A 21,909-nucleotide genomic window follows, 5' to 3' on the forward strand; every position below is an offset into this window, starting at 1 on the left:
TGCCCTTCCGCGACGGCCAGCAGCTCTACCCGATCGAGGCCCTGGCGGCCGATGGCGAGCAGAAGCGCAGCATCACCATGGAGTTCCGGCGCTCCACGCCGGAAGACAACAGCAACCCCGCCAGCCAGGCCGTCGCCGAGTGGTTCTGATGGAGAACACCGCCACCGGCTCCAACCGCGGCCTGCTCAAGGCGGTCGTGGCCTTCACCCCCCTGGCCGGCTCGATCCTGTTCCCGCTGGTGGTGCCGATTCTGATGCTGCGGGTCAGCATCTCGGCCGGTGTGATCGCCGCGGTGGTGATCGGCAGCCTCTGGTTCGCCGTCATGCTGCGCACCTCGGAGATGCCCGGCCACCACTGAGGCCCCCCTGCGCCTGCGGCGCGCCCCTGGCGAGCCGTCAGAGCGCTGTCTCCCGCCGGGAAGGCTGAAGGAGCGGAACCCGCCGCCCCCTCCAGCCCGTGGACCCTCTCGCCGTCTTTTCCCGGCCCCTGCTCGCCCTGGCCATGGCCGGCCTGCTCGGGGGCTGCGGCCCGGCACCGGCCGCCCTGAGCGGCGGCGACCACCGGGCCCTGCCCCTGCCGCCGGGCATCCGGGTGGCCTTCAACCACCGCGGCGACAGCCGCTACCGCAGCCCGATCAGCGGCCAGTGGCGCCAGGGGGATGACCTGGAGGCCCTGCTGCTGGAGAGCATCCGCGAGGCCCGCGTGGAGATCCTGGTGGCGGTGCAGGAGCTCTCCCTGCCGGCGGTGGCGGAGGCTCTGGTGGAACGCCACCGCCGCGGGGTGCGGGTGCGGGTGGTGCTGGAGAACCTCTACAGCACCCCCTGGAGCCAGCAGCATCCCGTCGATCTGCCGCCCCACCAGCGCCATCGCCAGCAGCAGCTGGCCGCCCTCGGCCAGGGGGACGCCGTCGCCGTGCTGCAGCGGGCGGGGGTGCCCCTGCTTGATGACACCGCCGACGGCAGCCGCGGCAGCGGCCTGATGCACCACAAGTTCCTCGTCGTCGACGGCCGGGTGGTGGTGACCGGCTCGGCCAACTTCAGCCCCTCCTGCATCCACGGCGATGCGGGCGCACCCAGCACCCGCGGCAACGTCAACCACCTGCTGCGCTTCGACAGCCCCGCCCTGGCCGGTGTGTTCGCCGCCGAATTCGCCCGGCTCTGGGGCGATGGCCCCGGCGGCCGGCCCGACAGCCGCTTCGGCATCGCCAAGGAGGGCGGCGGCGCCCAGGTGGTCGACGTGGCTGGCACGCCGGTGGAGGTGCTGTTCTCCCCCCACCGCCGCCGCGACCCGAACCACGGCCTGGCCTGGCTCGAAACCCAGCTGGCCGGTGCCGGCCGGCGCCTCGATCTGGCCCTGTTCGTCTTCTCGGGCCAGAACCTGGCCGACCGGCTCCAGGAGCTGCATGGCCGCGGCGTGAAGCTCCGCCTGCTGGCGGATCCCGGCTTCGCCAACCGGGCCTTCAGCGAGACCCTCGACCTGCTCGGCGTGACCCTGCCCGACCAGGACTGCCGCATCGAAGCGGACAACCGGGCCTGGAGCGCGCCCCTGGAAGGGGTGGGCACGCCGCGGCTGGCCTCCGGCGACAAGCTGCACCACAAGTTCGCCGTGATCGACGGCCGCGCCGTGATCACCGGCAGCTTCAACTGGAGCCCAAGTGCCGCCTTCCAGAACGACGAGACCCTGCTGCTGATCCGCTCCCCCCTGCTGGCGCGCCACTTCGAGGCGGAGATCGACCGCCTCTGGCGCGGGGCCGAACTGGGCGTCAGCGGCCGGCTGGCCCGCCGCATGGAGCAGCGCCGGCGCAGCTGCGGCAGCGGCCGTGAACGGCCCTCTGCCGCCGGTGGGGCGGCGATGGCGGCGCCGTCTACGATCCGTTGACGCGTAGAAATCGATCCATGGACCCGGCGTCCGGCTCCGTCACCACCCCCAGCCCTGTGTCCACCGCCAGCTCCCGCGAGGTCACCCCGCGCCTGGACGCCATCAACCTGATGCTGCGGGACCTGCACACCCGCCACGACGAGATCCGTCACCGGGCCGCCTTCCGGGGCTGCACCAGTGAGCTGCTGACCCTGCAGCAGGAACTGGTCGACTACCTGCTCAGCAAGAAGAACGCCCTGCAGGGGGCGGAGAACGGCAGCCCCGAGGAAGGCCTCAACTACAACTCCTTCACCTGAACGCCCCCTCCGGAGCCCCTGGCGCCCGGGTGCTGGTGGTGGGGGCCGGCCCCGCCGGAGCCAGCCTGGCCCTGCTCCTGGCCCGCCGCGGCCTAGCGGTCGACCTGATCGATGCCACCGGGCCCGGTGGTCGGCCGTTCCGCGGCGAAGGGCTGATGCCCAGTGGCCTGGCGGCCCTGGCGGCCATGGGCCTCGAGCCGCTGCCTGCGGCGGTGCGGCAGCGGCCCCTGACGGCCTGGAGCTTCTTCCTCGACGGCCAGGCCCTGTTCGAGACGGCCGAGCCCATGGGCAGCGCCGCCCCCTGCACCCTGATCGACCAGGACACCCTGCTGAGCGAGCTGCTGGAGCAGGCGGGCCGCCAGCCGGGCTTCCGCTTCCACCCTGGCCAGGCCGTCAGCGATCTGCTGCTGCACGACGGCCGCGTCGCCGGCGTGCACCTGGCGGATGGCACGTCCCTGGAGGCGGCACTGGTGGTGGCCTGCGACGGCCGGGATTCGCTGTTGCGCCGCAGGGGCGGCCTGGAGCTGGAGCGTGCCCCCAGCCCCCTCGACGTGCTCTGGTTCCGGCTGGAGTCCCCGGGGGCTGATGCGGTGCTGGAGTGGCTGGCCGGCCGCTTCGTGACGGTGGTGGGCTCCTCGGGCAGCTATGCCCTGTTCCCCTCCGCCCGCGGTGGTGTCCAGCTGGGCTGGGCGATCGCACCGGAGCCGCCGCCGGTGCCCACCCCGGCCGGCCCCGGCGCCTGGGCGGAACTCTGGGCCGGCGACGCTCCCGAGGCCCTGGCCCGGCGGCTGCGGGAGCTGCCGGCGGCGGCCGTCCAGGGACCGGTGCGATTGCCGGTGCGGGTGGGGCTCTGCCCCCGCTGGCAGCGGCACGGCCTGCTGCTGCTCGGTGATGCCGCCCACCCGATGAGCCCGCTGCGGGCCCAGGGGATCAACATGGCCCTGCGCGATGCCCTGGTGGCCGCCAGGCACCTGGGGCCCGCCCTGCTGGACGGGGACCCCGAGGCGATCGACGCGGCCGCGGCGGCGGTGGTCGCCGAACGGCAACCGGAGATCCGGCGGATCCAGGCGCTGCAGGAGCAGGAGGCCCGCCGGGCCGAGCTGCTGCGCCGCCGGCACCGCCTGCGGGGCCTGCTGGCCCGCACCGCCCGCTGGAGCGGCCCGTTGCTGGCCCGCCGCTGGCTGGCCTCCCAGCGGCCGCTGCGCGACGGCATCGCGCCGATCGCCAAGGATCCCGGGGCGGCGGCCATGATTGGGTGACCTCCCCGCCCCCCATGGACCGGTCCCCTCGCGCCACCTCCCCGGCCCCGCGCCGCCTCGGAGCGGCCCTGCCGCACCTGGCCCTGCTGGCGAGCCTGCCCCTGGCGGGGGCGTCACCGCTGCGGGCCGCCCCGGAGCCGCCCCCCTTTCCCCCCTCCTCCGAGTTCCGCTCCCTGCAGCTGATCACCCTGGCCTGCAGCCGCGAGAACACCGCCGAATCCTGCGACCAGGCCCGCAGCCTGGCCAACCCCCTGCTCGACCATCCGCGTCTGCCCGCCAGCTGCAAGGACGTGCTCTGGACGATCCGTCAGCGCTCGGTGGTGGCGGCCAGCAACAGCTTCGAGCGGCGCGAACCGATCGACCGCGCCGCCCGCAGCCTCACGGCCGTCTGCCGCCTGCAGCTGCCGGTGGCCAAGCCGGCGGAGAATGCCGCCCCAAGGCAGGGGGGCATCAACCTGATCAATCCCAATCAAAACTGAAGCGCTGACCGGGCAGCAACCGCTGCAGCTCCTGGGTCAGCTCCGCCATCATCTGGCGGCTCACATCGGGATGGTCGCGCAGCTCCTTCACCAGATCTGCCACGTCGGTGCTGGTGAGGCCGTGGCTGCTGATCCGCGCGTCCACGCGCTGGCGGAACTGCTCCAGCAGCTGGGCCTGCTGGGGAGACAGGGGGCCGTCATCCAAGGGGTGCTGAACTTCCATGGTGGTGCGGGGTCAGGGCTGGGTCAGGGTCGGCTCGGGGCTGCCGGAGGCTGACGTCTGGGTGGCAGCGCCATCGATCAGCGCCAGCAGCTGAGTCGCCGTGTCCCGCATGAAGGCCAGGCTCATGGGGGTGACGACGGCGGCCTTGTCGGCGAGCTGGCAGAGGGGGTTGCGCTCTCCTTTGGCCTCACAGCTGCTCGAGAGCCCCAGCAGGGCATTGGTGAGCTTGCCCCGCAGACAGGTTTCGGCCCCGGCTCCGGCCAGCACCGCCTCGGCGGCGGTGTGGGTGCGGCTCACCGCTTCGGGATAGGGGAGGGCCTTCGGGGCGCCCATGACCGCCCCCCGCACCGAAGTCGGATGGAGCACCACCGCGCCGGCCATGGCGGCGACGACCGCAGAGCCAGCCACGGCGATGCGCAGGGCGGTGGCCATGCGCAGGGCGGTGGGAAGCGACCGAAACGCCATGGGTGGGGAGGCAATTCCGCTCACGCTAGCCAGAGCTGCCGCAGCCACCAGCAACGCCAGGTCGGCCAGCAACGACTGGAGAGCCAGCAACCGCAGGACCGCCCGAATCGGCGGAGGTAGCTTGGGGCTCCCAAAGCACCAGGACGCCGGCCATGGCGATGACGACCGAGCTGCGTCAGGTGGCGCTGGAGCGACCCTTCGACGACCAGAAGCCCGGCACCTCCGGCCTGCGCAAGAGCACCCGTCAGTTCCAGACCCCCCACTACCTGGAAAGCTTCATCGAGGCCTCCCTGCGGGTGGTGCCCGGCATCGCCGGCGGCACCCTGGTGGTCGGCGGCGACGGCCGCTACGGCAACCTCGCGGCGATCAGCGTCATCGCCCGCATGGCCGCGGCCCATGGCGTCAGCCGCCTGATCACCACCACCGGCGGCATCCTCTCCACGCCGGCCGCCTCCCACCTGATCCGCAGCCACGGCGCCGTGGCCGGGATCATCCTCTCGGCCAGCCACAACCCCGGCGGCCTCGACGGCGACTTCGGCGTCAAGATCAACGGCGCCAACGGCGGTCCGGCACCGGAATCGGTCACCGATGCCATCCATGCCGCCACCCTCAGCCTGGAGGGCTACCGCATCCTCGACGCCGACCCCCTGAACCTGGAGGTTCCCGGCACGGCGACCATCGGCGCCATGGCGGTGGAGGTGATCGACGGCGTCGACGACTACGTGGCGCTGATGCAGAAGCTGTTCGACTTCGACCGCATCGCCGCCCTGCTGCGGGGCGACTTCCGCGTCGCCTTCGACGCCATGCATGCGGTCACCGGCCCCTATGCCAGCCGCCTGTTCGAGGGGCTGCTGGGGGCGCCGGCCGGCACCGTGCGCAATGGTGTGCCCCTGGCGGACTTCGGCGGCGGCCACCCCGACCCCAACCTCACCTACGCCCACGAGCTGGCCGACCTGCTGCTGGCCGGCAGTGCCTACGACTTCGGCGCCGCCTGCGACGGCGACGGCGACCGCAACATGATCCTGGGGCGGGACTGCTTCGTGAATCCCAGCGACAGCCTGGCCGTGCTCACCGCCAACGCCACCCTGGCCCCCGGCTACGCGGACGGCCTGGCCGGCGTGGCCCGCTCGATGCCCACCAGCGCCGCCGCCGACGTGGTGGCCGCCGAGCTGGGCATCCCCTGCTTCGAGACCCCCACGGGCTGGAAGTTCTTCGGCAACCTGCTCGATGCCGGCCGGATCACCCTCTGCGGCGAGGAGAGCTTCGGCACCGGCAGCAACCACATCCGCGAGAAGGACGGCCTCTGGGCGGTGCTGTTCTGGCTGCAGATCCTGGCGGTGCGCGGCTGCTCGGTGGCCGAGGTGATGGCGGGCCACTGGGGCCGCTTCGGCCGCCACTACTACTCCCGCCACGACTACGAGGCCGTGGCCAGCGACGCCGCCCACGGCCTCTACGACCGCGTCTCCGGGATGCTCACCAACCTGCCGGGCCAGGGTTTCGCCGGCCGCACGATCCGCGCCGCCGACGACTTCGGCTACACCGACCCGGTGGACGGCTCGATCAGCAAGGGCCAGGGCCTGCGGGTGCTGCTCGACGACGGCAGCCGGGTGGTGCTGCGGCTCTCGGGCACCGGCACCAAGGGCGCCACCCTGCGGGTGTACCTGGAGAGCTATGTGCCCCCCAGCGGCGCCCTCGACCTCGACCCCCAGCTGGCCCTGAAGGATCTGATCGACGCCATCGACGCCCTGGCCGAGATCCGGGTGCGCACCGGCATGGATCGCCCCACCGTGATCACCTGAACAGCCCGGCCCCGTGAAGCCCCCTGGCGCCACCCTTCCCTGGCTGACGGCGGCCTGGGTCTGCGCTGCCGCCGGGCCCCTGTCGGCCCAGGAGGCCACCCGCTTCGCCCCCACCACCACGGTGGACCTGCAGATCAACGCCGTTCTCGGAGCCCTTCAGTACGCCGGCAGTGCGGTGGAGCGGGCCGGCAACAGCGCTGATGGGGCGCCGCTGCTGAACGGGGTCAGCTTCAACCACGAGGCCCGCCTCACCATCGACACCAGCTTCACGGGCCAGGACCTGTTCCGGATCCGCCTGCGCACGGGCGACTTCGCCCCCTCCGGCTTCTTCTCCAACCCGCCCACCCCCCTGAGCCGACTGGATGTGGCCTTCCAGGAGCCGGCCTGCGGCGCCGGGGAGGAGGGGTGCTCCGGCCGGCTGGTGAGCATCAACCGGGCCTACCTGCAGCTGCCCCTCAGCCCCGAGATCCGGCTCAGCGTCGGCCCCCGGATCATGCAGCTCGACATGCTCCCCGTCTGGCCGAGCGTCTATAACCAGTCCCCCATCCTCGATCTGTTCCAGTACGCCGGCTCACCGGGCACCTACAGCAAGCGGCTCGGGGGCGGCTTCGGGATCTGGTGGCAGCCCCGCGGCGACCTGCGGGGGCTGAGCCTGGGCTACGCCTACGTCGCCGGCCGGGCCGGGGGGTCCCCCCAGGGGGGCGGCCTGTTCGGCGGGACCTCCTCCCAGACCAGCACCGTGCAGCTGGCCCTGAGCCGGCCCCAGTGGAACATCACCGGGGCCTGGACCCTCAGTGGGCCCCAGGTGCGGCTCAGGGGGACGCCCCTGGCCAGCCAGCTGGCGGCGGGCGCCGGCGAGGGAAGCCTGGGATCCTGGTCGCTGGCGGGCTACTGGCAGCCCCGCCGCTCCGGCTGGCTGCCCTCGATCAGCGCCGGCTGGGGGCAGGACACGTTCCGCTTCGGCTCCTACCCGGTGGCTGGCCTTTCGGGGGTGCGCAGCCGCTCCTGGTACACCGGGCTGGTCTGGAGCGATGTGCTGGGGGTGGGCAACAGCCTGGGCTTCGCCGTCGGCTCGCCGGCCCACGTGAGCGCGATCCAGACACCAGCCCAGAGCAACCTCGACGACCGGGGCCTGGCCATGGAGCTCTACTACCGGATCCAGATCAGCGATGACCTCTCGGTGACCCCGGCGGTGTTCTGGCTGAGCCGGCCGCGCGGGGCCCTCACTGGCAGCGCCACGCTCTCCGAGGCCCTGCTGTTTTCCCCGGCCTCGGGGGAGGCCAGCCTGGGGGTGTGGGCGGGGCTGATCCGCACGACGCTGCGCTTCTGAGCCCAGCCCGGCTGGGTGCCCGGATCAACCGAACCAGTTGAGGAAGCGCTGGATCACCACGGCATTGCTGATGTCCACGAAGAAGCCCGACACCAGCGGCACGATGATGAAGGCCCGGTGGGCGGGGCCGTAGGTCTGGGCCACCGCCGACATGTTGGCCATCGCCGTGGGCGTGGCCCCCAGGGAGATGCCCCCGAAGCCGGCGCAGATCACGGCGGCCTCGTAATCGCGGCCCATCACCTTGAACACCACGAACAGGGCGAACAGGAAGGACACCACGAACTGGGCGGCGAGGATGGCCAGGATCGGGCCCGCCAGGGAGGCGATGGTCCAGAGCTGCAGGCTCATCAGGGACATCGTCAGGAAGATGCCCAGGGCGATGTCCGAGACGATGGCCAGGGAGCGGGGAGCGGCCAGGCAGCGGATCGGCAGCAGCCGCGGCACGGTGTTGGTGAGGAAGATCGCCGCGAACAGGCAGCAGACGAACAGGGGCAGGTTGCTGCCGGCCGCCTTCAGCAGCTCATGCAGCACCTCGCCCAGGCCCAGGCTGACGTTGAGCCAGAAAAGGGTGCCCAGCAGGGTGAAGTAGGTCACCGGCTCCAGGGCCCCGTCCGGGGTGGCGCCCTCCACGGCAGAGGAGGCGGAGGCGGCGGCAGAGGCCTGCGGCGTCTTGAGCCGGTGGCGGCGGATGAGGATCCGGGCGATCGGCCCGCCCATCAGCGAGGCCAGCACCAGCCCGAAGGTGGCGCAGGCGATGCCGATTTCGAGGGCATTGCTGATGCCGTGGCTCTCGGCGAAGCGTGGTGCCCAGGCGATCGCCGTGCCGTGGCCCCCCAGCAGGGACACCGACCCCCCCAGCAGACCCACCAGGGGATTCAGCCCCAGCAGCGCCGCCATGCCGATCCCGGTGAGGTTCTGCAGGAGCATGTAACCCACGGTGGTGCCCACCAGGATCAGCAGGGGCCAGCCACCCGAGAGCAGGGTCTTGATGTCGGCGTTGAGGCCGATGGCCGCAAAGAAATAGAGCAGCAGAAAATCCCGCGTCTGCAGGTTGAAACCGATCTCCGTGCCGTTGATGGCATGGATCAGGGCCAGCAGCAGGCAGACCAGCAGCCCACTGGTGACCGGCTCAGGAATGTTGAAGTCCCGCAGGAAGGCCACCTTGCGGTTCAGCCAGCGACCGATCGCCAGCACCACGATGGCGATATTGAAGGTCGCGAAGCTCTCGAACTGCATGGGAGATCAGATACAACCCTGAACGGAGATCCGATAGCTGAATCCAAGGGCCGCCGGTGTGGTGGAGGAGCCCACCCGGAAATTCATCAACCGGGTGCGCTTGCCGGGAACGGCCTGGAACGGGCCGAACATCCGGCCCGTACCAGGTTCAAACGTCGGGGTTTCGTTGACCACCTGCAGGCTGCTGCCGTCGGTGAAGACCATGAAGCCCGACACCGGGAAGGTGGCGCGCTCGGTGGAGGCCGATGTGAAGAAGAAGCGATAACTGCGGAAATCGCGATCGACGATGAAGTCGGTGTTCCAGTTGGTGCGACCCACCAGCCGGTCCGGCCCGATCCGCTTCGACACCACCGGGTTGCCGCCGCCCCCCAGCGGCATCAGAAAGCGGCAGCTGGCCTGGGCGGCAGGAACGCCGCTGGCCGCCGTCGCGGCCAGGGCCGTGAGGGTGGCAACGATCGCACGGTTCACAGTCAAGGGCGTACCAAGGAGATCAGCAAAGAGCAGCATGACAGCCGGGTGGACGAGGAATAGATGGGAATTGCCCCATGGTCAGCGTGCTGCGGTGGAAGGGCCCTGCTCCCCTGTGCCATCACCGACGGCCGGGGTGAGGAGAATGGATTCCCGTCGCTGTCGTTCGGAATGGAACCAGAGCGCCAGCATGCCCGCCAGAGGGATCGAAAGGAACACCCCCAGCAGGCCAGCGACCCGCTGTCCGATGAAGAGGGCCAGAAAGAGGAGGACCGGATTGAGCTCCATCGCCTGGCCCATCACCTTGGGCCGGACAATATTGTCCTGAATCTGGCCGAGCAGCACCGAAGCGATCAAGGCCCGCAAGCCGATGTCTCCCCCCTGGGAGGCAAAGACCATCAAGGAGATCAATAGGATGCCGAGGGTGGCTCCGATTCCGGGGATCGCATCAAGAACGCCCACAATCACCGCCAGAATCAGACTGTATTTCACACCCAGCAGCGGGAAGATCACGGCCGTTGAGACGGTCAGAAACACCATCAACAGCAGCTGTCCGCGGATGAATCCCAGAACACTCTGCAGAAAGATCACGGCGAAACGATCACGGTGAGGCTCCGGAATCAGCCCCAGAAATCCTTTCCATAGCTTCTCGCCGTCGATCAGCATATAGAGACTGATCACCGCACCGAAAATGCCCGTGAAAACCCCTGAAAAGACGGTTTGCAACAGCCCCAGTCCCGTCAGCAGACCCTCTTGAAGCAGGGTTGTGATCCTGTCGAATCCATAGGTTTTGAGGTATTGATGCAGGGGCGTGAGGTCCTGCTGTTTCAAGGTGCCTTGCAGATCCAGCAACAGACCCTGGCCCTGGTTCAGCACCTGCAGGCCAATCCCGGTGACGAATCCGATCAGCAGGATCAGGGCGCCGAAGGTCACGGCGGCAATCGACCATCCCCGCGGCAGATAGCGGCTCAGCCACTTCACCGGGACGTTCAGCAGGGCCGCGACGATGGCGGCGGCCGTGAACACCGCAATCGTGCAGGAAAAGTAATTGAAGATGACCACCGTGACCCCGATGCAGGCCAGCAGCAGGAGATAGCGCACGAGGTTGGTGGTGCTGAACATTGCGGCAGAAGGCACCACGCTGAAGCTGGATCGTAGACACGCGAGCCCCCCATCTCCCCTGCGGGGCGATGATTCAGCGGCTTCCCTCGGGCCTGGAGGCGAACAGGTTCAGACCCAGCCGCTCGGAGAGAAACCGTGCCGTGAGCTGGCCGCGCACACTATTGCCTGCCTCATCCAGGGGGGGCGCATAGGTCGCCAGCCCCCCTTTCCCTGGCGCCACCGTGATCATGCCGCCGGCCACGCCGCTCTTGCCCGGCAGGCCGGTGGCGTAGAGCCAGTCGCCGGAGGTTTCGTACAACCCCGCCGTCACCATCACCGCCAGCACGTGCTGGCAGTGGATGGCCTCAATCACCTGCTCGCCGGTGACGGGCTGGCGACCGCCGTTGGCCAGGGTGGCGGCCATCACCGCCAGGTCGGCGGCGGTGACGCTCAGGGAACACTGGCGGGTGTAGAGCTCGGTGGCCTCGTCGGGGTCCCACCAGATGCGGTCATGGTCGCTGAGGAGCGTCGCCAGGCCGGCGTTGCGCCGATTGGTGGCCAGCTCCGAGGCGCAGACCTCGGCGTCGATCTCCAGGCGACGGCCGGCGAAGCGGGAGAAGCCGTCCTGGATGAAGGCCCACTTCTCCTCGCTGCTGGCGCCCGGCGCCAGGCTGGTGGCGGCGATCGCCCCGGCATTCACCATCGGATTGGAGAGGCCGTCGCCGCTGCGCTCCACCGCCAGCACGGAATTGAAGGGCAGGCCGGTGCTGTTGACGCCGAGCTTCTCGCGGGCCTCCTCCTCACCGATGGCCTGGCAGATCAGGGCGAACAGGAACGGCTTGGAGATGCTCTGGATGCTGAAGGCCACCCGGGCCTCGCCCGCCTCGAACAGGGCCCCGCCGCAGCTGGAGACGCAGAGGCCGAAGTGCGCCGGATCCGCCGCCGCCAGGGCGGGGATGTAGTCGGCCACCTGGCCCTCACCGACCGGCGCGAAGCGGCGATGGGCCTCCGCCACCAGCTCCTGCACCACCTCGGCGGTGGGCAGGTGGCCGTTGGACACCCATTCGGACACGGACCACATGGCGGGAAGCGGGGCAGGTGGGGAACTCAGGCCGGCGACGCCTGCTCCCAGGGGAAGCTGGGCAGGCGGTGCAGCGCCTCGCGCTGGGCGTCGCTCCAGGTCTCGACCATGGCGGCCAGTTCCGGGGCGTCGGCGGCGAAGGTCAGCCGGTGGGCGATCGTCAGGGCGTCAGCGGGAACAATGGCCAGCTCGAACGGGGGACCGACCGTGAGGTTGGAGCGCTGGGTGAGCACCTCCGAGATCAGGCAGAGCCGGGCCGCATCCTCCAGGGAGAGGTTGGTGTGGCCCACGTTATCGAGGGGTGGTTTGCCATATTTCGTCTCGCCGATCTGCAGGTAGGGCGTTTCGCGGGTGGCCATGATGGCGTTGCCCTGGGGATACACCAGATACAGGCCGTGGGGCTCCCCGGCGATCTGGCCGCCCAGCAGGAACGAAGCCCCGGCACTGGCGCCGGCCTGCTGAAGGGCCGCACCGTTCTCCCGCTGCACCGCCACACTCACCCGGCCGATGTAGGCCGCCGCCTCAAACAGGTAATCGCAGGAACGCAGATCCCCGGTTCCGCTGGCGGAGTCCTCGGCGGCCCGGTCGAGATCGCGCCGGATCCAGCTGACCACGGCCTGGGTGGTGGCCAGATTACCGGCGGCGAGAAGCACGAACAGCCGGTCGGAGGCCGGCTGGAAGACATACATCTTGCTGTAGCTCGAAATATAGTCAACCCCTGCATTCGTGCGGGAATCGGAGGCCATGACCAGGCCCTTCTCCAGCCAGTAGCCGATGCAGTACGTCACCCTGGTTGGCCGCCAATACGAAAGATCCAACTTAGCTCACTACGCCAATTGGCCGACTCCCGAGGTGATGGAGACGACGGGCACGCCGAGGTCTTCTCAGCAGACCTGAAGCCCGCGGTCGGCCCTCACGGGATGGCGAAGGGACCGACACGGAAGGCGACACAGACGTGATCAACGCCATCGACTGTGGCCAACGGTGACGACCCGCCTCTGCCGCGGTGTCGCCGGCCAATCCCGATGCCATCCTTCAGCTAAAGCCATGACCGTGCTGGCCAAGGCGGAAGGGAAGGCGATGGAAGAGGCGAAGATCGCGGTCCAAACCGGCCTGCACCCCCCAGGCCAGCCACCACGGTGGATCGTCCCCTCGGCGACCAGGGGTGCGGCGCCATGAGCCTCTCTGATCGCTTCATCCGCGGACCGGTCCTCACCACCGTCTGCTCCCTGGTGATCCTGATCATGGGCGGCATCGCCATCCCGCTGCTGCCCCTTGAGAAGCTGCCCCAGCTGGCGCCCACCCAGATCCAGGTCACGGCCACCAACATCGGAGCCGATGCGCGTACCACCGTCGACGCGGTGACGAACGTCCTGGAGGAAGAGATCAATGGTGTTGAAGACATGAAATACATGTCCTCAAACACCTCTTCCGACGGCATCGCCAACATCGTGGTGTCCTTTCCGGTGGCGGTCGACCGAAACATCGCCCAGGTGAATGTTCAGAACCGTGTGAACCAGGCCACACCGGGGCTGCCCGATGTCGTCAAGCAGACCGGCGTGACGGTGGAGGCCGCTTCCCCAAGCCTGCTGCTGGCCTATGGCTTCTATGCCGACAAGGATGACCAGGGTCAGCCGCTCTACGACCCCTTCTTCATCAGCAACTACGTCGATCGCAATCTCGTCAACGAGATCAAGCGCATCCCGGGGATCGGCCAGGTAAAGATCACCGGAGATCGAAGACTCGCCATGCGGATCTGGCTCGATCCGAACAAGTTGGCCGCCCAGAACCTCACACCCCTTGATGTGGAGCAGGCGCTCAGGGAGCAGAACCTCCAGGCGGGCGCCGGCAGGATCGGGCAGGAGCCGATTGATCCTGGGCAGAAATTCGCGATCCCCCTCAAGGCCGACAGTCGCTTCACCAGTGTCAAGGACGTTGAAGATCTCATTGTCAAGATCGCGCCCGATGGCGGTGTCAACAAAATCAGGGATCTCGGCCGGGTCGAGTTGGGAGCTGAAAACTATGACGTCTCCGCCAGCATCGGCGGCAGGCCTTCCGTCGCTCTACTGCTTTATCAATTGCCAGGAGCCAATGCCCTGGATACTGGCAACAGAGTCAAAGTGCTGGTCGAACGCCTCGCGACTGAGTTCCCGCCTGGCCTGAACTACGAAATTCCTTACGACTCCACCCTGTTCGTGGTCACCTCTCTCAAGGATGTGACCTCCAACCTGTTCCAGGCCATCGTGATGGCCGTGCTCACGATCCTGCTGTTCCTGCAGGACTGGCGCTCCACGGTCGTGCCGGCGCTAGCGATGCCGGTGGCGATGGTCGGCGCCATGGCTGTGGTGCTGGGCTTCGGCTTCAGCATCAACCAGCTGACGATGTTCGGCATCATCCTGGCCATCGGCACCGTGACCGATGATGCGGTGGTGATCGTGCAGGCGATCAAAGACAAGCTCGGCCAGGGGATGCGGCCCATGCAGGCCGCCCTGGACGCGATGAACGAGCTCGCCACGCCCTCGATCACGGCCGCCCTCGTCCAGCTGGCCGTCTTCATCCCGGTGTGCTTCTTCCCCGGCACCACGGGCATCGTCTACCGCCAGTTCGCCATCACCCTGGCGGCAGCAATCGTGTTTTCCACCTTCAATGCCCTCACATTTTCCCCCACGATCGCGGCATTGTTCCTGCGCCCAGAGGGGGCGCCACCCGGAGCGATCGACAAGGGCATCAATTTCCTCTTCGGCTGGATCTTTCGTCCCTTCAACAGGGGCTTTGCCCGTCTCTTCGCCTGGTACGGCCGCACCATCGAAACCCTCGTGCGCCACCGCCACGTGGTGGTGACCCTGTTCGTGGCAGGGCTGCTGGCCACGGTGTTCATGCTGCGCGTCGTCCCCACAGGTTTCATTCCGGAAGAGGATCAGGGCCTGATGATCGTGATTGGCGAGGCCCCGGCAAGCTCCTCCCTCTCCCACACCCGTAAGGAGGTGGAGAAAGTCAACTCCATCCTGGCGGATTTCACCGACATCGATAGTTACCTCGGCCTGGCGGGTTATGGACTGGAGGGAAACAGTTACAACAAATACCTCTTCTTCATTCGCCTCAAGGCCTGGGACCAACGGCCCGGTCAGGAGCAATCCGTCTTCAGTGTGCTGGCCCGGTTGAATCAACGGCTACAGAAGGATATCGCGGGCTCTCGCGTCTTCGCCGCCAACGTGCCACCCGTCGATGGCGTGGGAGCCACCGGAGGCTTCGATTTCCAGCTCCAGAATCGCGGCGGCCTTCCCACCGAAGCGCTGCTGAAGAATCTCAATGCCATGATCCAGGCCGCCCGGGAGCGGCCCGAGTTGCAGGGGGTCACCACCACCTTCACCCCAGGGGTGGAGCAGATGGCCATCCGCATAAACCGCGACCTCGTCAAGTCGCTGGATGTGGACATCAATTCGGTCTTCGAGACCCTGCAGTCCTACCTGGGAGGAACCTATGTGAATGACTTCATCTTTGCGAAGAAGCAGTATCGCATCTATGTTCAGGCCGAAGGACCCTTCCGTGCCGATCCTGAGGCGATCACCTCGTTCTATGTACGATCCCGCAAGGGACAGATGGTCCAGCTGAATGATCTGGTGGTCACGGAGCGGTTCTTCGCTCCGCCCACCATCACCAATTACAACGTCTACGAAGCGATCAAGATTCAAGGCGGTCCCGCACCCGGTTACAGCTCCGGCCAGGCCCTGGTGGCGATGGAGGAGATCGCCGCCAAGGTGCTCGATCCCGGCTTCGGCTTCGAGTGGAGCGGCCTGTCCCTGGAGGAGCGGGCGGCGGGCGGGGCCACCGGTGCCATCTTCGCCCTGGCTTTCGTGCTGGTGTTCCTGGTGATGGCAGCCCAGTACGGCAGCTACATCGATCCCCTGATCATCCTGCTCACGGTTCCCCTGGCCACCCTCGGGGCGATGGTGGCGATCTGGGTGCGGGCCAATGCCCTGCAGGCGGGCAGCCTCTGGCCGGTGATCAGCAACGACATCTTTGCCCAGGTGGGCCTGTTGATGCTGATCGGTATGGCCAGCAAGAACGCCATCCTGATCGTGGAGCAGGCCAATGAATACCTGCGTCTGGGCATGGGCCTCAGCGAGGCAGGGATCGGCGCCGCCAAGGCACGCTTCCAGCCCATCGTGATGACCGCAGCCTCGGGTCTGGTCGGCTACATCCCCCTGATGACCGCCTCCGGCGCCGGTGCGATCAGCCGCTGGTCGATCGGAACGGTCAGTTTCGGTGGCTATCTGGTGGCCACCGTGCTCAGCCTGGGGGTGGCCCCCGTGCTGTTCATCGTGATCAAGGGGCTGGAGCGCACCTACCTGCTCAAGGCGCCAGAAAAGCCTGTCGTCCTCCCCCCCTCCCAGCCGTGAACCTGCGCCTCGTCGCCTTCGCCGCCGTGATCTCAGCCCTGCTCGGTGGCCTGTTCGGCACCACGCTTTCCTACATCGGCCAACCCAACAAGGGGGGCCTCCGCTACGAAAGCCCCTTCTACCGCGGCCTCTACCGGCACACGCCGCTGATCGGCGCCGGACTCGGTGCCGCCTGCGGTGCCGGCTTCGCGGTGATCAGCCAGTCGGCTCGCCGCCGCCAGCAGGGGAAAGCCCGCCGCTGATCAATCGCGCCATCAGCAGATTGGTGATCTTCATGCCATAGGGGCTGCTCCAGCAGCGTCTGGGCAGGCTTCCCAGAATGGAAGCTGCCGGGAGATCCTGATCCTCGGGGTCCATGAAGCGGCCGTCCTGGCGCCAGCCGATGCGATCGCAGAAGGCCAGATAACGATCCACGTCCTGGGCGATCAAGGTCTCGAGCGATCCACCCAATTCGCGGTAGATCTTCAGCTGCACGCTGAATCCGAACCGGTTGTCGCTATGGCTGCACCACAGCCGGTCGATGATGCGCAGCGGTGTGATCGGAAAGGTTTCGATCGCTTCCGGGGTGACATCCTCCAGGGTGGAGTTGATGCAGTCGAACAGCACCCGGGCCGTTTCCTGATCGGCCTCCCCGAAGCGACCCGCTCTCAGCAGGTCCCGCAGAGGGGCATAGAGGGCCACATCGGAGCTCAGCTCCAGGCTCTCGGCCTGCTCCTGCACCCGCGCGGAAAGCTCGTCCAGCCGGGCGTTGAGCGCGGTGATCGCCGCCTCCAAAGCTGCCAGGCGATGAACGCTCTCACCCTCCCCGCCGTTGCTGCTCCCCATCGGGCCAGGCCCAGAGGAGAACATCATCGCTCCGCTCGCGCCGGGGAGGTCCCCGGGACCGTGGGCCGCCCGGCCCTCAAGGGGCGGAAGGGGGCGCCACCGCCGGACCGGTCGGGTCCGTGACGTTGGCGCAGACGTCCAGGACGATCTGCTGACCCAGCGACCGCCCCAGCGGCACGGTCCAGGGCTCCCAGGCGCCATTGACCAACCAGGCCTGGCGGAGGCTGCTGCAATGCACCGCCACCGCCGTCGCCTGGGCCCGCATCGGCCCCACATCCGCCTGGGTGGGTTGCACCAGCGTCACCCGCACGCCGCCGGGATGGAGCTTCCAGCCGCCCCAGTCGACGAGGGTGTTGCCGTAGAAGCGCCAGCGCACCGACTCGCCCGGCTTCGCCGGCAGGGGCGAAGGGGGTGCGGTGGGGGCCGGAGCGGTCACGGCCGGGGGCGTGGTGGGGGCCGGGGAGGCGGTGGCCGCGGGCGAGGGGGTGGCGGGGGACGCTGGTTTTGCGGCGGGGGTTGGCTTGGCCGCTGACGAGGGCTTCGCGGTGGGCGAGGGCTTGGCCGTGGCCGAGGGCTTCGCGGTGGGTTTCGCCGTGGCCGCCGCCGAGGCTGGCGGCAGCTTCAGCCAGGCTCCCACCTTAAGCTGGTCGGGCTTGAGGCTGGGATTGGCCTTTTGAAGGGCCGCCACGGTCGTGCCATGGCGCGCCGCCAGCAGAGCCAGGGTGTCCCCGGCGCGCACCTGAACGAGCCCCTTCGATGGCGGCAGTTTGAGCTGCTGGCCGATCTGCAGCTCCTCGGGCTTGGTGATCTTGTTCAGACGCATCAACTCCTGCACGCTCACCCCATACCGGGCGGCGATGGCCTCCAGCGTGTCGCCCTGGACAACCTTCACACCGCGGGCGGGAGGCCCCCCCTGGCTGAAGGCCACGGGGCTGAAGCCGAGCCCGCTGAAGGAGAGAAAAAGGGCGGCAAGAACAGCCCCGGTCGCCGATGCCTGTCGACCCATGATTCCCTCACTTCCTGCACAAGAAAGCTACCAGAAGCGGACACCATCCCCGAGTCAGCACATTCCAGACCCTGCAGATCGTGGCCCCGACCGTTGAAAGAAACGTCGCAACATTTCATCAAGCAGCGATAGAAAAGCCGGGCGACGACCGGCTGATCGGTGGCCCCTCAGCCGCAGGGGTTCAAGGCGCGGCAGCCGCCATCAGGAAGGGCGGCGCCGCCGACGGCGGGGCGTCCGCCGCGCTCGCCTGCGGCCGCCGTTGACGGCCCGCGGCGCCATCGATCAGGGTGACCAGGGCCAGGGCGCCATCGATCACCACCAGCACGGCCCAGACCAGCAGCAGCAGCAGCTCCGCCAGGGCTGTCCGCTCCGGGACCGTGATGGGCGGCGCGGGTGCCGGCGGCACCGTGGGCAACGGTGCCACCAGCTCCAGCCTGGCGATCTCCGTGACGACGACCGCGCTCACCCGGGGCAACGGGTCGGGGTCGGCCACCGCGGCCGCCGCGGGAAGGGCAGGCCCCACGGGCGCAGCTGCGGGCTCCAGCTCAGGACGGACCTGAAACAGCAGGGCCGTGGGCGGCTCGCCCGGAACCGGCCAGGGCGGGCGGGCGGGCCTCCGGCCCCTGGTCTTGGCGTGCTGCTCCCGCAGCCGTTCGGCAAGCGTGGGCAGCATGGGATCGATCCTCAATCTCCTGTAACGATCCTCACGGCCTGTGCCGGCCGCCGCAATGAAGCCGGCGGGGCGCTCCATGTTTCGTCACAACTAGGCGCTGGGCTGGTCCCGGCCCGTGGCCAGGTCCGCCACCTCAGGCTCGGACTCACCGAACCAGCGGGCCTCCAGGGCCTTGACCACCACATAGAACGGGGGCACCACCCCCAGCGACAGCACGGTGGCCACCAGCAGGCCGCCGAAGATCACCGTGCCCAGAGACTGCTGGCTGTTGGCCCCCGCCGTGGTGGCCACCACCAGGGGCAGGAAGCCGGCCAGGGCAGCGATGGCCGTCATCAGGATCGGCCGCAGCCGGGACTCGGCCGAGGCGATGGCGGCCTCGGCGGCGGTCATGCCCTCCTTCATGTGCTGCTCGGCCACCTCGACGATGAGGATGCCGTTCTTGGCCGCCAGCCCGATCAGGGTCACCAGACCCACCTGGGCATAGATGTTGAGGTCGATCGAGCGCAGCGCCAGAAACACCAGGGCGCCGAGCATGGCCAGGGGCACGGTCATCAGGATGATCACCGGCGTCACGTAGCTCTCGTACTGGGCCGAGAGCACCAGATAGACCACCAGGATCCCCAGGCCGAACACCAGCACACTGGCGTTGCCCGCCGACAGCTGCAGGGCGGCCAGACCGGTGAAGGCATAGCCGATGTTGTTGAAGTCCTGGGCGCGGAACAGGTCCTGGATCAGCGTCAGGGCCTGCCCGGAACTCTTGCCGACCGCCTCGGCCCCCTGGATCAGGATGGTGCGGTAGAGGTTGAAGTGGCTGATCACCGGCGGCGCACTGGTGAGCTCCGCCGTGGCGAACTCCGACACCTGGACCAGCTTGTCGTCCCTGCTGCGCACGTAGAAACTGAGGACATCCTCCAGGGATTTGCGGTTGGCGGCCGCCGCCTGCACGTAGATGTTCCTCACCTGGCCGCTCTCGTAGGTGAGGCCCGAATAGTTGCTGCCCGCCAGCACGGCGATCGTCTGCATCGCCTGCTGGAAGTCGATGTTGAGGGCCCCCACGATCGAGCGGTCGATCTTCAGCCCGAAGGCCGGCGCACTGGGGATGAACTGGGTGTAAAGGGTGGAGAAGCCGCCGCTGGCCGTGCCGGCCTGGATCAGCTGCTTAGCCTGGTCATCGAGCTGGTTGAAGGTGAAGGCCCCGTTGCTGAGGTCGTTGAACTGGAAGTAGAAGCCCCCCTGGGCCGAGAAGCCCGGAATCGCCGGAGGCTGGGCCGCCACCGCCATGCCGGAGCTGATCTGGCTCAGCTTGGCGTTGAGCCGGTTGATGATCGCCGGGGCCTTCTGGTCGGTGCCGCTGCGCTCCTCCAGGGGCTTGAAGCCGAAGAAGAACACCCCCTGGTCGGGGCTGGCGCCGTTGAAGCCATAGCCACTGACCACCGAGCCGGCGATGATCTCCTCCTCGGCATTGAGCACCTTGGCCACCTCCAGGGCGGTGCCCTGGGTCTGGCTGAGGGAGGCACCGTTCTGGAGCTGGAAGATGCCCATGCCGTAACCCTGGTCCTCCTCGGGGATGAAGGCGGAGGGGAGGGCGGTGAAGGCGAAAAGGGTGAGGGCGATGCCGGCGCCCAGTCCCACCAGAATCCAGCGGCGCCGGGCGATCAGGGCCCCCACCGTCGCGGCGTAGCCACGCTCCAGGCGCGTGAAGAAGGCGTTGAAGCGGCTGAAGATCCAGACCAGATTGGCGCCGGCGAGCACACCGCCGACCACGCCGACCACATAGGTGATGCTGCCGAAGGAGGCGGCACTGAAGCGGCCGAAGGCCAGGCCCACCACCACACCGCCGATGATCCCCACCAGCCGCCCCGGGGGTGCTGATTTCTGGCTCCGCAGCAGCAGGGCCGAGAGCATGGGGGAGAAGGTGAGGGCGTTGAAGGCGGAGATCGCGATCGAGAAGGCGATGGTGAGGGCGAACTGGCGATAGATGATGCCGATGCCGCCGGGATAGAAGGCCACGGGCACGAACACCGCCATCAGCACCAGGGCGGTGGCCACCAGGGCGCCGAACAGCTCCCCCATGCATTCCATGGCGGCCTGGCGGGGACGCATCCCCTTCTCCAGGTTCTTCTCCACCGCCTCGATCACCACGATGGCGTCATCCACCACCAGGCCGGTGGCCAGCACCAGGCCCAGCAGGGTGAGCTGGTTGATCGAGAAGCCGAAGATCTTGACGAAGGCGAAGGTGCCGATCAGGGAGATCGGAATCGCCAGGCTGGGCACCACGGTGGCTCGCCAGTCCTGCAGGAACAGGAACAGGATCAGCAGCACCAGCACGATGGCCAGGCCGAGGGCATCCACCACCCCCTCCACGGCCGACTCGATGAACTGGCCGATGTTGTAGATCTCGAACACCTTGACGCCCGGGGGGACGCTCTGGGTGAACTGGTTCATCACCTGCACCACCTGGTTCGAGACGTCGAGGGCGTTGCTCTCGGGGGTCTGGAAGACGGCGACGGTGATCGAGGGGTGGCCTTCGATGCTCACCGCCTGCTGGGCGAAGGTGTTGGTGCCGTAGGTGGCTTCGCCGACATCCTTGAGACGGAGCAGGTTGCCGGTGGAGGTGCGGCCGACGATCAGGTTGTTGAGCTCCTCGACGGACACCAGGTTGCCGTTGTTCTCCACCAGGATCGGGTAGGCGAACTTCTGGTTGCCGGCGGCCGGTGGCCCGCCCACCAGGCCACCGATCGCCACGGTGTTCTGGCTGGCCACCGCATTGACCACCTGATCGGCGGTGAGGTTGTTGGCGGAGAGCTTGTTGGCATCGACGAACAGCCAGAAGGCCGGATTGCTGCCCCCCAGCAGGTTGACGGTGGCCACCCCGGGCACCCGTTCCAGCTGGAAATACAGGTTCTGATAGATGAGGCCGTTGAGATAGGAGGCATCGAACTGGCCTTCCGTCGAGGTGACCTGATAGGCCAGCAGGATCGATGGGGTGCTCTGCATCACCGAAACTCCGGTGGCCTGCACCTGCTGCGGCAGCTGGGGCATCGCCAGAGAAACGCGGTTCTGCACGTTCACCTGGTCGATGTTGATATCAGTGCCTTCGTTGAAGAAGACCTGAATCGTGCTCGTCCCAGACATATTGCTGGTGGAGGAGATATAATTCGCGCCCGGAACGCCGTTGATCTGCTGCTCGATCGGGTTGGTCACCGCCTGCTCGGTGACCAGGGAATTGGCACCTCCGTAGTTGGAGGTCACCTGGATCAGGGGTGGGGCAATGTTCGGGAGGTTCTCGATCGACAGGGTGGGGATGGCGATCAGGCCCACCAGCACGATCAGGATGCTGCAGACGGTCGTCAGAACCGGCCGCTTGATGAAGTTATCGGAGAACGACAT

The 21,909-nt window shown here is 68.1% G+C and carries 20 protein-coding genes and 1 pseudogene; 10 read left to right on the top strand and 11 right to left on the bottom strand.

All coding sequences use genetic code 11. From position 1 onward, the window contains the following. From CJZ86_RS12970 to CJZ86_RS12995, 6 genes and pseudogenes are all read left to right on the top strand, one after another. Nucleotides 1-149: pseudogene (locus CJZ86_RS12970) on the top strand (DUF4912 domain-containing protein); the annotation flags it as partial. Beyond that, complete coding sequence (locus CJZ86_RS12975; protein WP_094586455.1) at nt 149-358, top strand: DUF8677 family protein; 210 nt, start codon at nt 149-151, stop codon at nt 356-358. The pseudogene CJZ86_RS12970 and the gene CJZ86_RS12975, both read left to right, overlap by 1 nt. A gap of 143 nt (nt 359-501) precedes the next feature. Then, entirely contained in the window at nt 502-1,878 is a 1,377-nt protein-coding gene (locus CJZ86_RS12980; protein WP_094586545.1) for a phospholipase D-like domain-containing protein, read from the top strand. Between the two features lie 17 nt (nt 1,879-1,895). Further along, complete coding sequence (locus CJZ86_RS12985; protein WP_094586457.1) at nt 1,896-2,174, top strand: hypothetical protein; 279 nt, start codon at nt 1,896-1,898, stop codon at nt 2,172-2,174. A 29-nt stretch (nt 2,175-2,203) separates the two neighbouring features. Beyond that, complete coding sequence (locus CJZ86_RS12990) at nt 2,204-3,433, top strand: FAD-dependent monooxygenase (RefSeq protein WP_233134016.1); 1,230 nt, start codon at nt 2,204-2,206, stop codon at nt 3,431-3,433. A gap of 14 nt (nt 3,434-3,447) precedes the next feature. Next, nucleotides 3,448-3,912, top strand: a complete 465-nt coding sequence (locus CJZ86_RS12995) for a hypothetical protein (RefSeq protein WP_190612307.1) — start codon at nt 3,448-3,450, stop codon at nt 3,910-3,912. Here CJZ86_RS12995 and CJZ86_RS13000 read toward each other — a convergent pair. Beyond that, entirely contained in the window at nt 3,893-4,135 is a 243-nt protein-coding gene (locus CJZ86_RS13000) for a hypothetical protein (protein WP_094586461.1), read from the bottom strand. The genes CJZ86_RS12995 and CJZ86_RS13000 overlap by 20 nt on opposite strands. A 12-nt stretch (nt 4,136-4,147) precedes the next feature. Continuing rightward, nucleotides 4,148-4,600: a hypothetical protein gene (locus tag CJZ86_RS13005; RefSeq protein WP_094586463.1), complete on the bottom strand. Its 453-nt coding sequence runs from the start codon at nt 4,598-4,600 to the stop codon at nt 4,148-4,150. A gap of 152 nt (nt 4,601-4,752) precedes the next feature. Here CJZ86_RS13005 and CJZ86_RS13010 point away from each other — a divergent pair, with 152 nt between their 5' ends. Next, a complete protein-coding gene (locus tag CJZ86_RS13010; RefSeq protein WP_502690434.1) occupies nt 4,753-6,399 on the top strand; it encodes an alpha-D-glucose phosphate-specific phosphoglucomutase in 1,647 nt (548 codons plus the stop codon). 13 nt (nt 6,400-6,412) lie between these two features. After that, a complete protein-coding gene (locus CJZ86_RS13015; RefSeq protein ID WP_094586465.1) occupies nt 6,413-7,729 on the top strand; it encodes a carbohydrate porin in 1,317 nt (438 codons plus the stop codon). 24 nt (nt 7,730-7,753) lie between these two features. Here the strand turns inward: CJZ86_RS13015 and gltS are convergent, their stop codons facing one another. The 5 genes from gltS to CJZ86_RS13040 form a co-directional block, all read right to left on the bottom strand. Continuing rightward, the gene (gltS, locus tag CJZ86_RS13020) at nt 7,754-8,965 is read right to left on the bottom strand and encodes a sodium/glutamate symporter (protein WP_094586467.1); all 1,212 of its coding nucleotides are present in this window, start codon (nt 8,963-8,965) and stop codon (nt 7,754-7,756) included. 6 nt (nt 8,966-8,971) lie between these two features. Then, the gene (locus tag CJZ86_RS13025) at nt 8,972-9,433 is read right to left on the bottom strand and encodes a hypothetical protein (protein WP_353615228.1); all 462 of its coding nucleotides are present in this window, start codon (nt 9,431-9,433) and stop codon (nt 8,972-8,974) included. Between the two features lie 81 nt (nt 9,434-9,514). Further along, nucleotides 9,515-10,555 carry an AI-2E family transporter gene (locus CJZ86_RS13030; protein WP_198960147.1) on the bottom strand — a complete coding sequence of 347 codons (1,041 nt, stop codon included), beginning with the start codon at nt 10,553-10,555 and terminating at the stop codon, nt 9,515-9,517. Between the two features lie 73 nt (nt 10,556-10,628). Further along, nucleotides 10,629-11,615, bottom strand: a complete 987-nt coding sequence (gene glsA, locus CJZ86_RS13035; protein ID WP_094586471.1) for a glutaminase A — start codon at nt 11,613-11,615, stop codon at nt 10,629-10,631. Between the two features lie 26 nt (nt 11,616-11,641). After that, entirely contained in the window at nt 11,642-12,403 is a 762-nt protein-coding gene (locus tag CJZ86_RS13040) for a proteasome-type protease (protein WP_094586473.1), read from the bottom strand. Between the two features lie 351 nt (nt 12,404-12,754). On the opposite strand from CJZ86_RS13040, the gene CJZ86_RS13045 reads away from it, so the two are divergent. Together CJZ86_RS13045 and CJZ86_RS13050 are read left to right on the top strand one after the other, a co-directional pair. Beyond that, on the top strand, nt 12,755-16,015 hold the full coding sequence (locus CJZ86_RS13045; RefSeq protein ID WP_233134018.1) for an efflux RND transporter permease subunit: 3,261 nt from the start codon (nt 12,755-12,757) through the stop codon (nt 16,013-16,015). After that, nucleotides 16,012-16,257, top strand: a complete 246-nt coding sequence (locus tag CJZ86_RS13050) for a hypothetical protein (protein ID WP_094586477.1) — start codon at nt 16,012-16,014, stop codon at nt 16,255-16,257. Before CJZ86_RS13045 ends, CJZ86_RS13050 begins: the two co-directional genes overlap by 4 nt. Here the strand turns inward: CJZ86_RS13050 and CJZ86_RS13055 are convergent. The 4 genes from CJZ86_RS13055 to CJZ86_RS13070 all read right to left on the bottom strand — a co-directional run bounded on the left by CJZ86_RS13055 (nt 16,211) and on the right by CJZ86_RS13070 (nt 21,909). Further along, entirely contained in the window at nt 16,211-16,840 is a 630-nt protein-coding gene (locus CJZ86_RS13055; RefSeq protein ID WP_158219569.1) for a GUN4 domain-containing protein, read from the bottom strand. The two genes, CJZ86_RS13050 and CJZ86_RS13055, sit on opposite strands and share 47 nt — an antisense overlap. A gap of 76 nt (nt 16,841-16,916) precedes the next feature. Continuing rightward, nucleotides 16,917-17,768 (bottom strand): lytic transglycosylase, encoded by an 852-nt coding sequence (locus CJZ86_RS13060; RefSeq protein ID WP_233134019.1) that lies wholly within the window; start codon nt 17,766-17,768, stop codon nt 16,917-16,919. Nucleotides 17,769-18,027: 259 nt separating this feature from the next. Then, on the bottom strand, nt 18,028-18,519 hold the full coding sequence (locus CJZ86_RS13065; protein WP_094586483.1) for a hypothetical protein: 492 nt from the start codon (nt 18,517-18,519) through the stop codon (nt 18,028-18,030). A gap of 90 nt (nt 18,520-18,609) precedes the next feature. Then, on the bottom strand, nt 18,610-21,909 hold the full coding sequence (locus tag CJZ86_RS13070) for an efflux RND transporter permease subunit (RefSeq protein ID WP_094586485.1): 3,300 nt from the start codon (nt 21,907-21,909) through the stop codon (nt 18,610-18,612).

Source organism: Synechococcus sp. BO 8801 (genome assembly GCF_002252675.1).
Classification (GTDB): Bacteria; Cyanobacteriota; Cyanobacteriia; order PCC-6307; family Cyanobiaceae; genus Cyanobium.

What these genes read in the sequence shown, in the direction of transcription:
- CJZ86_RS12975 (WP_094586455.1), top strand. Translation starts at nt 149, where the DNA reads ATGGAGAACACCGCCACCGGCTCCAACCGCGGCCTGCTCAAGGCGGTC.
- CJZ86_RS12980 (WP_094586545.1), top strand. Translation starts at nt 502, where the DNA reads ATGGCCGGCCTGCTCGGGGGCTGCGGCCCGGCACCGGCCGCCCTGAGC.
- CJZ86_RS12985 (WP_094586457.1), top strand. Translation starts at nt 1,896, where the DNA reads ATGGACCCGGCGTCCGGCTCCGTCACCACCCCCAGCCCTGTGTCCACC.
- CJZ86_RS12995 (WP_190612307.1), top strand. Translation starts at nt 3,448, where the DNA reads ATGGACCGGTCCCCTCGCGCCACCTCCCCGGCCCCGCGCCGCCTCGGA.
- CJZ86_RS13000 (WP_094586461.1), bottom strand. Translation starts at nt 4,135, where the DNA reads ATGGAAGTTCAGCACCCCTTGGATGACGGCCCCCTGTCTCCCCAGCAG.
- CJZ86_RS13005 (WP_094586463.1), bottom strand. Translation starts at nt 4,600, where the DNA reads ATGGCGTTTCGGTCGCTTCCCACCGCCCTGCGCATGGCCACCGCCCTG.
- CJZ86_RS13010 (WP_502690434.1), top strand. Translation starts at nt 4,753, where the DNA reads ATGGCGATGACGACCGAGCTGCGTCAGGTGGCGCTGGAGCGACCCTTC.
- gltS (WP_094586467.1), bottom strand. Translation starts at nt 8,965, where the DNA reads ATGCAGTTCGAGAGCTTCGCGACCTTCAATATCGCCATCGTGGTGCTG.
- CJZ86_RS13030 (WP_198960147.1), bottom strand. Translation starts at nt 10,555, where the DNA reads ATGTTCAGCACCACCAACCTCGTGCGCTATCTCCTGCTGCTGGCCTGC.
- glsA (WP_094586471.1), bottom strand. Translation starts at nt 11,615, where the DNA reads ATGTGGTCCGTGTCCGAATGGGTGTCCAACGGCCACCTGCCCACCGCC.
- CJZ86_RS13055 (WP_158219569.1), bottom strand. Translation starts at nt 16,840, where the DNA reads ATGGGGAGCAGCAACGGCGGGGAGGGTGAGAGCGTTCATCGCCTGGCA.
- CJZ86_RS13065 (WP_094586483.1), bottom strand. Translation starts at nt 18,519, where the DNA reads ATGCTGCCCACGCTTGCCGAACGGCTGCGGGAGCAGCACGCCAAGACC.
- CJZ86_RS13070 (WP_094586485.1), bottom strand. Translation starts at nt 21,909, where the DNA reads ATGTCGTTCTCCGATAACTTCATCAAGCGGCCGGTTCTGACGACCGTC.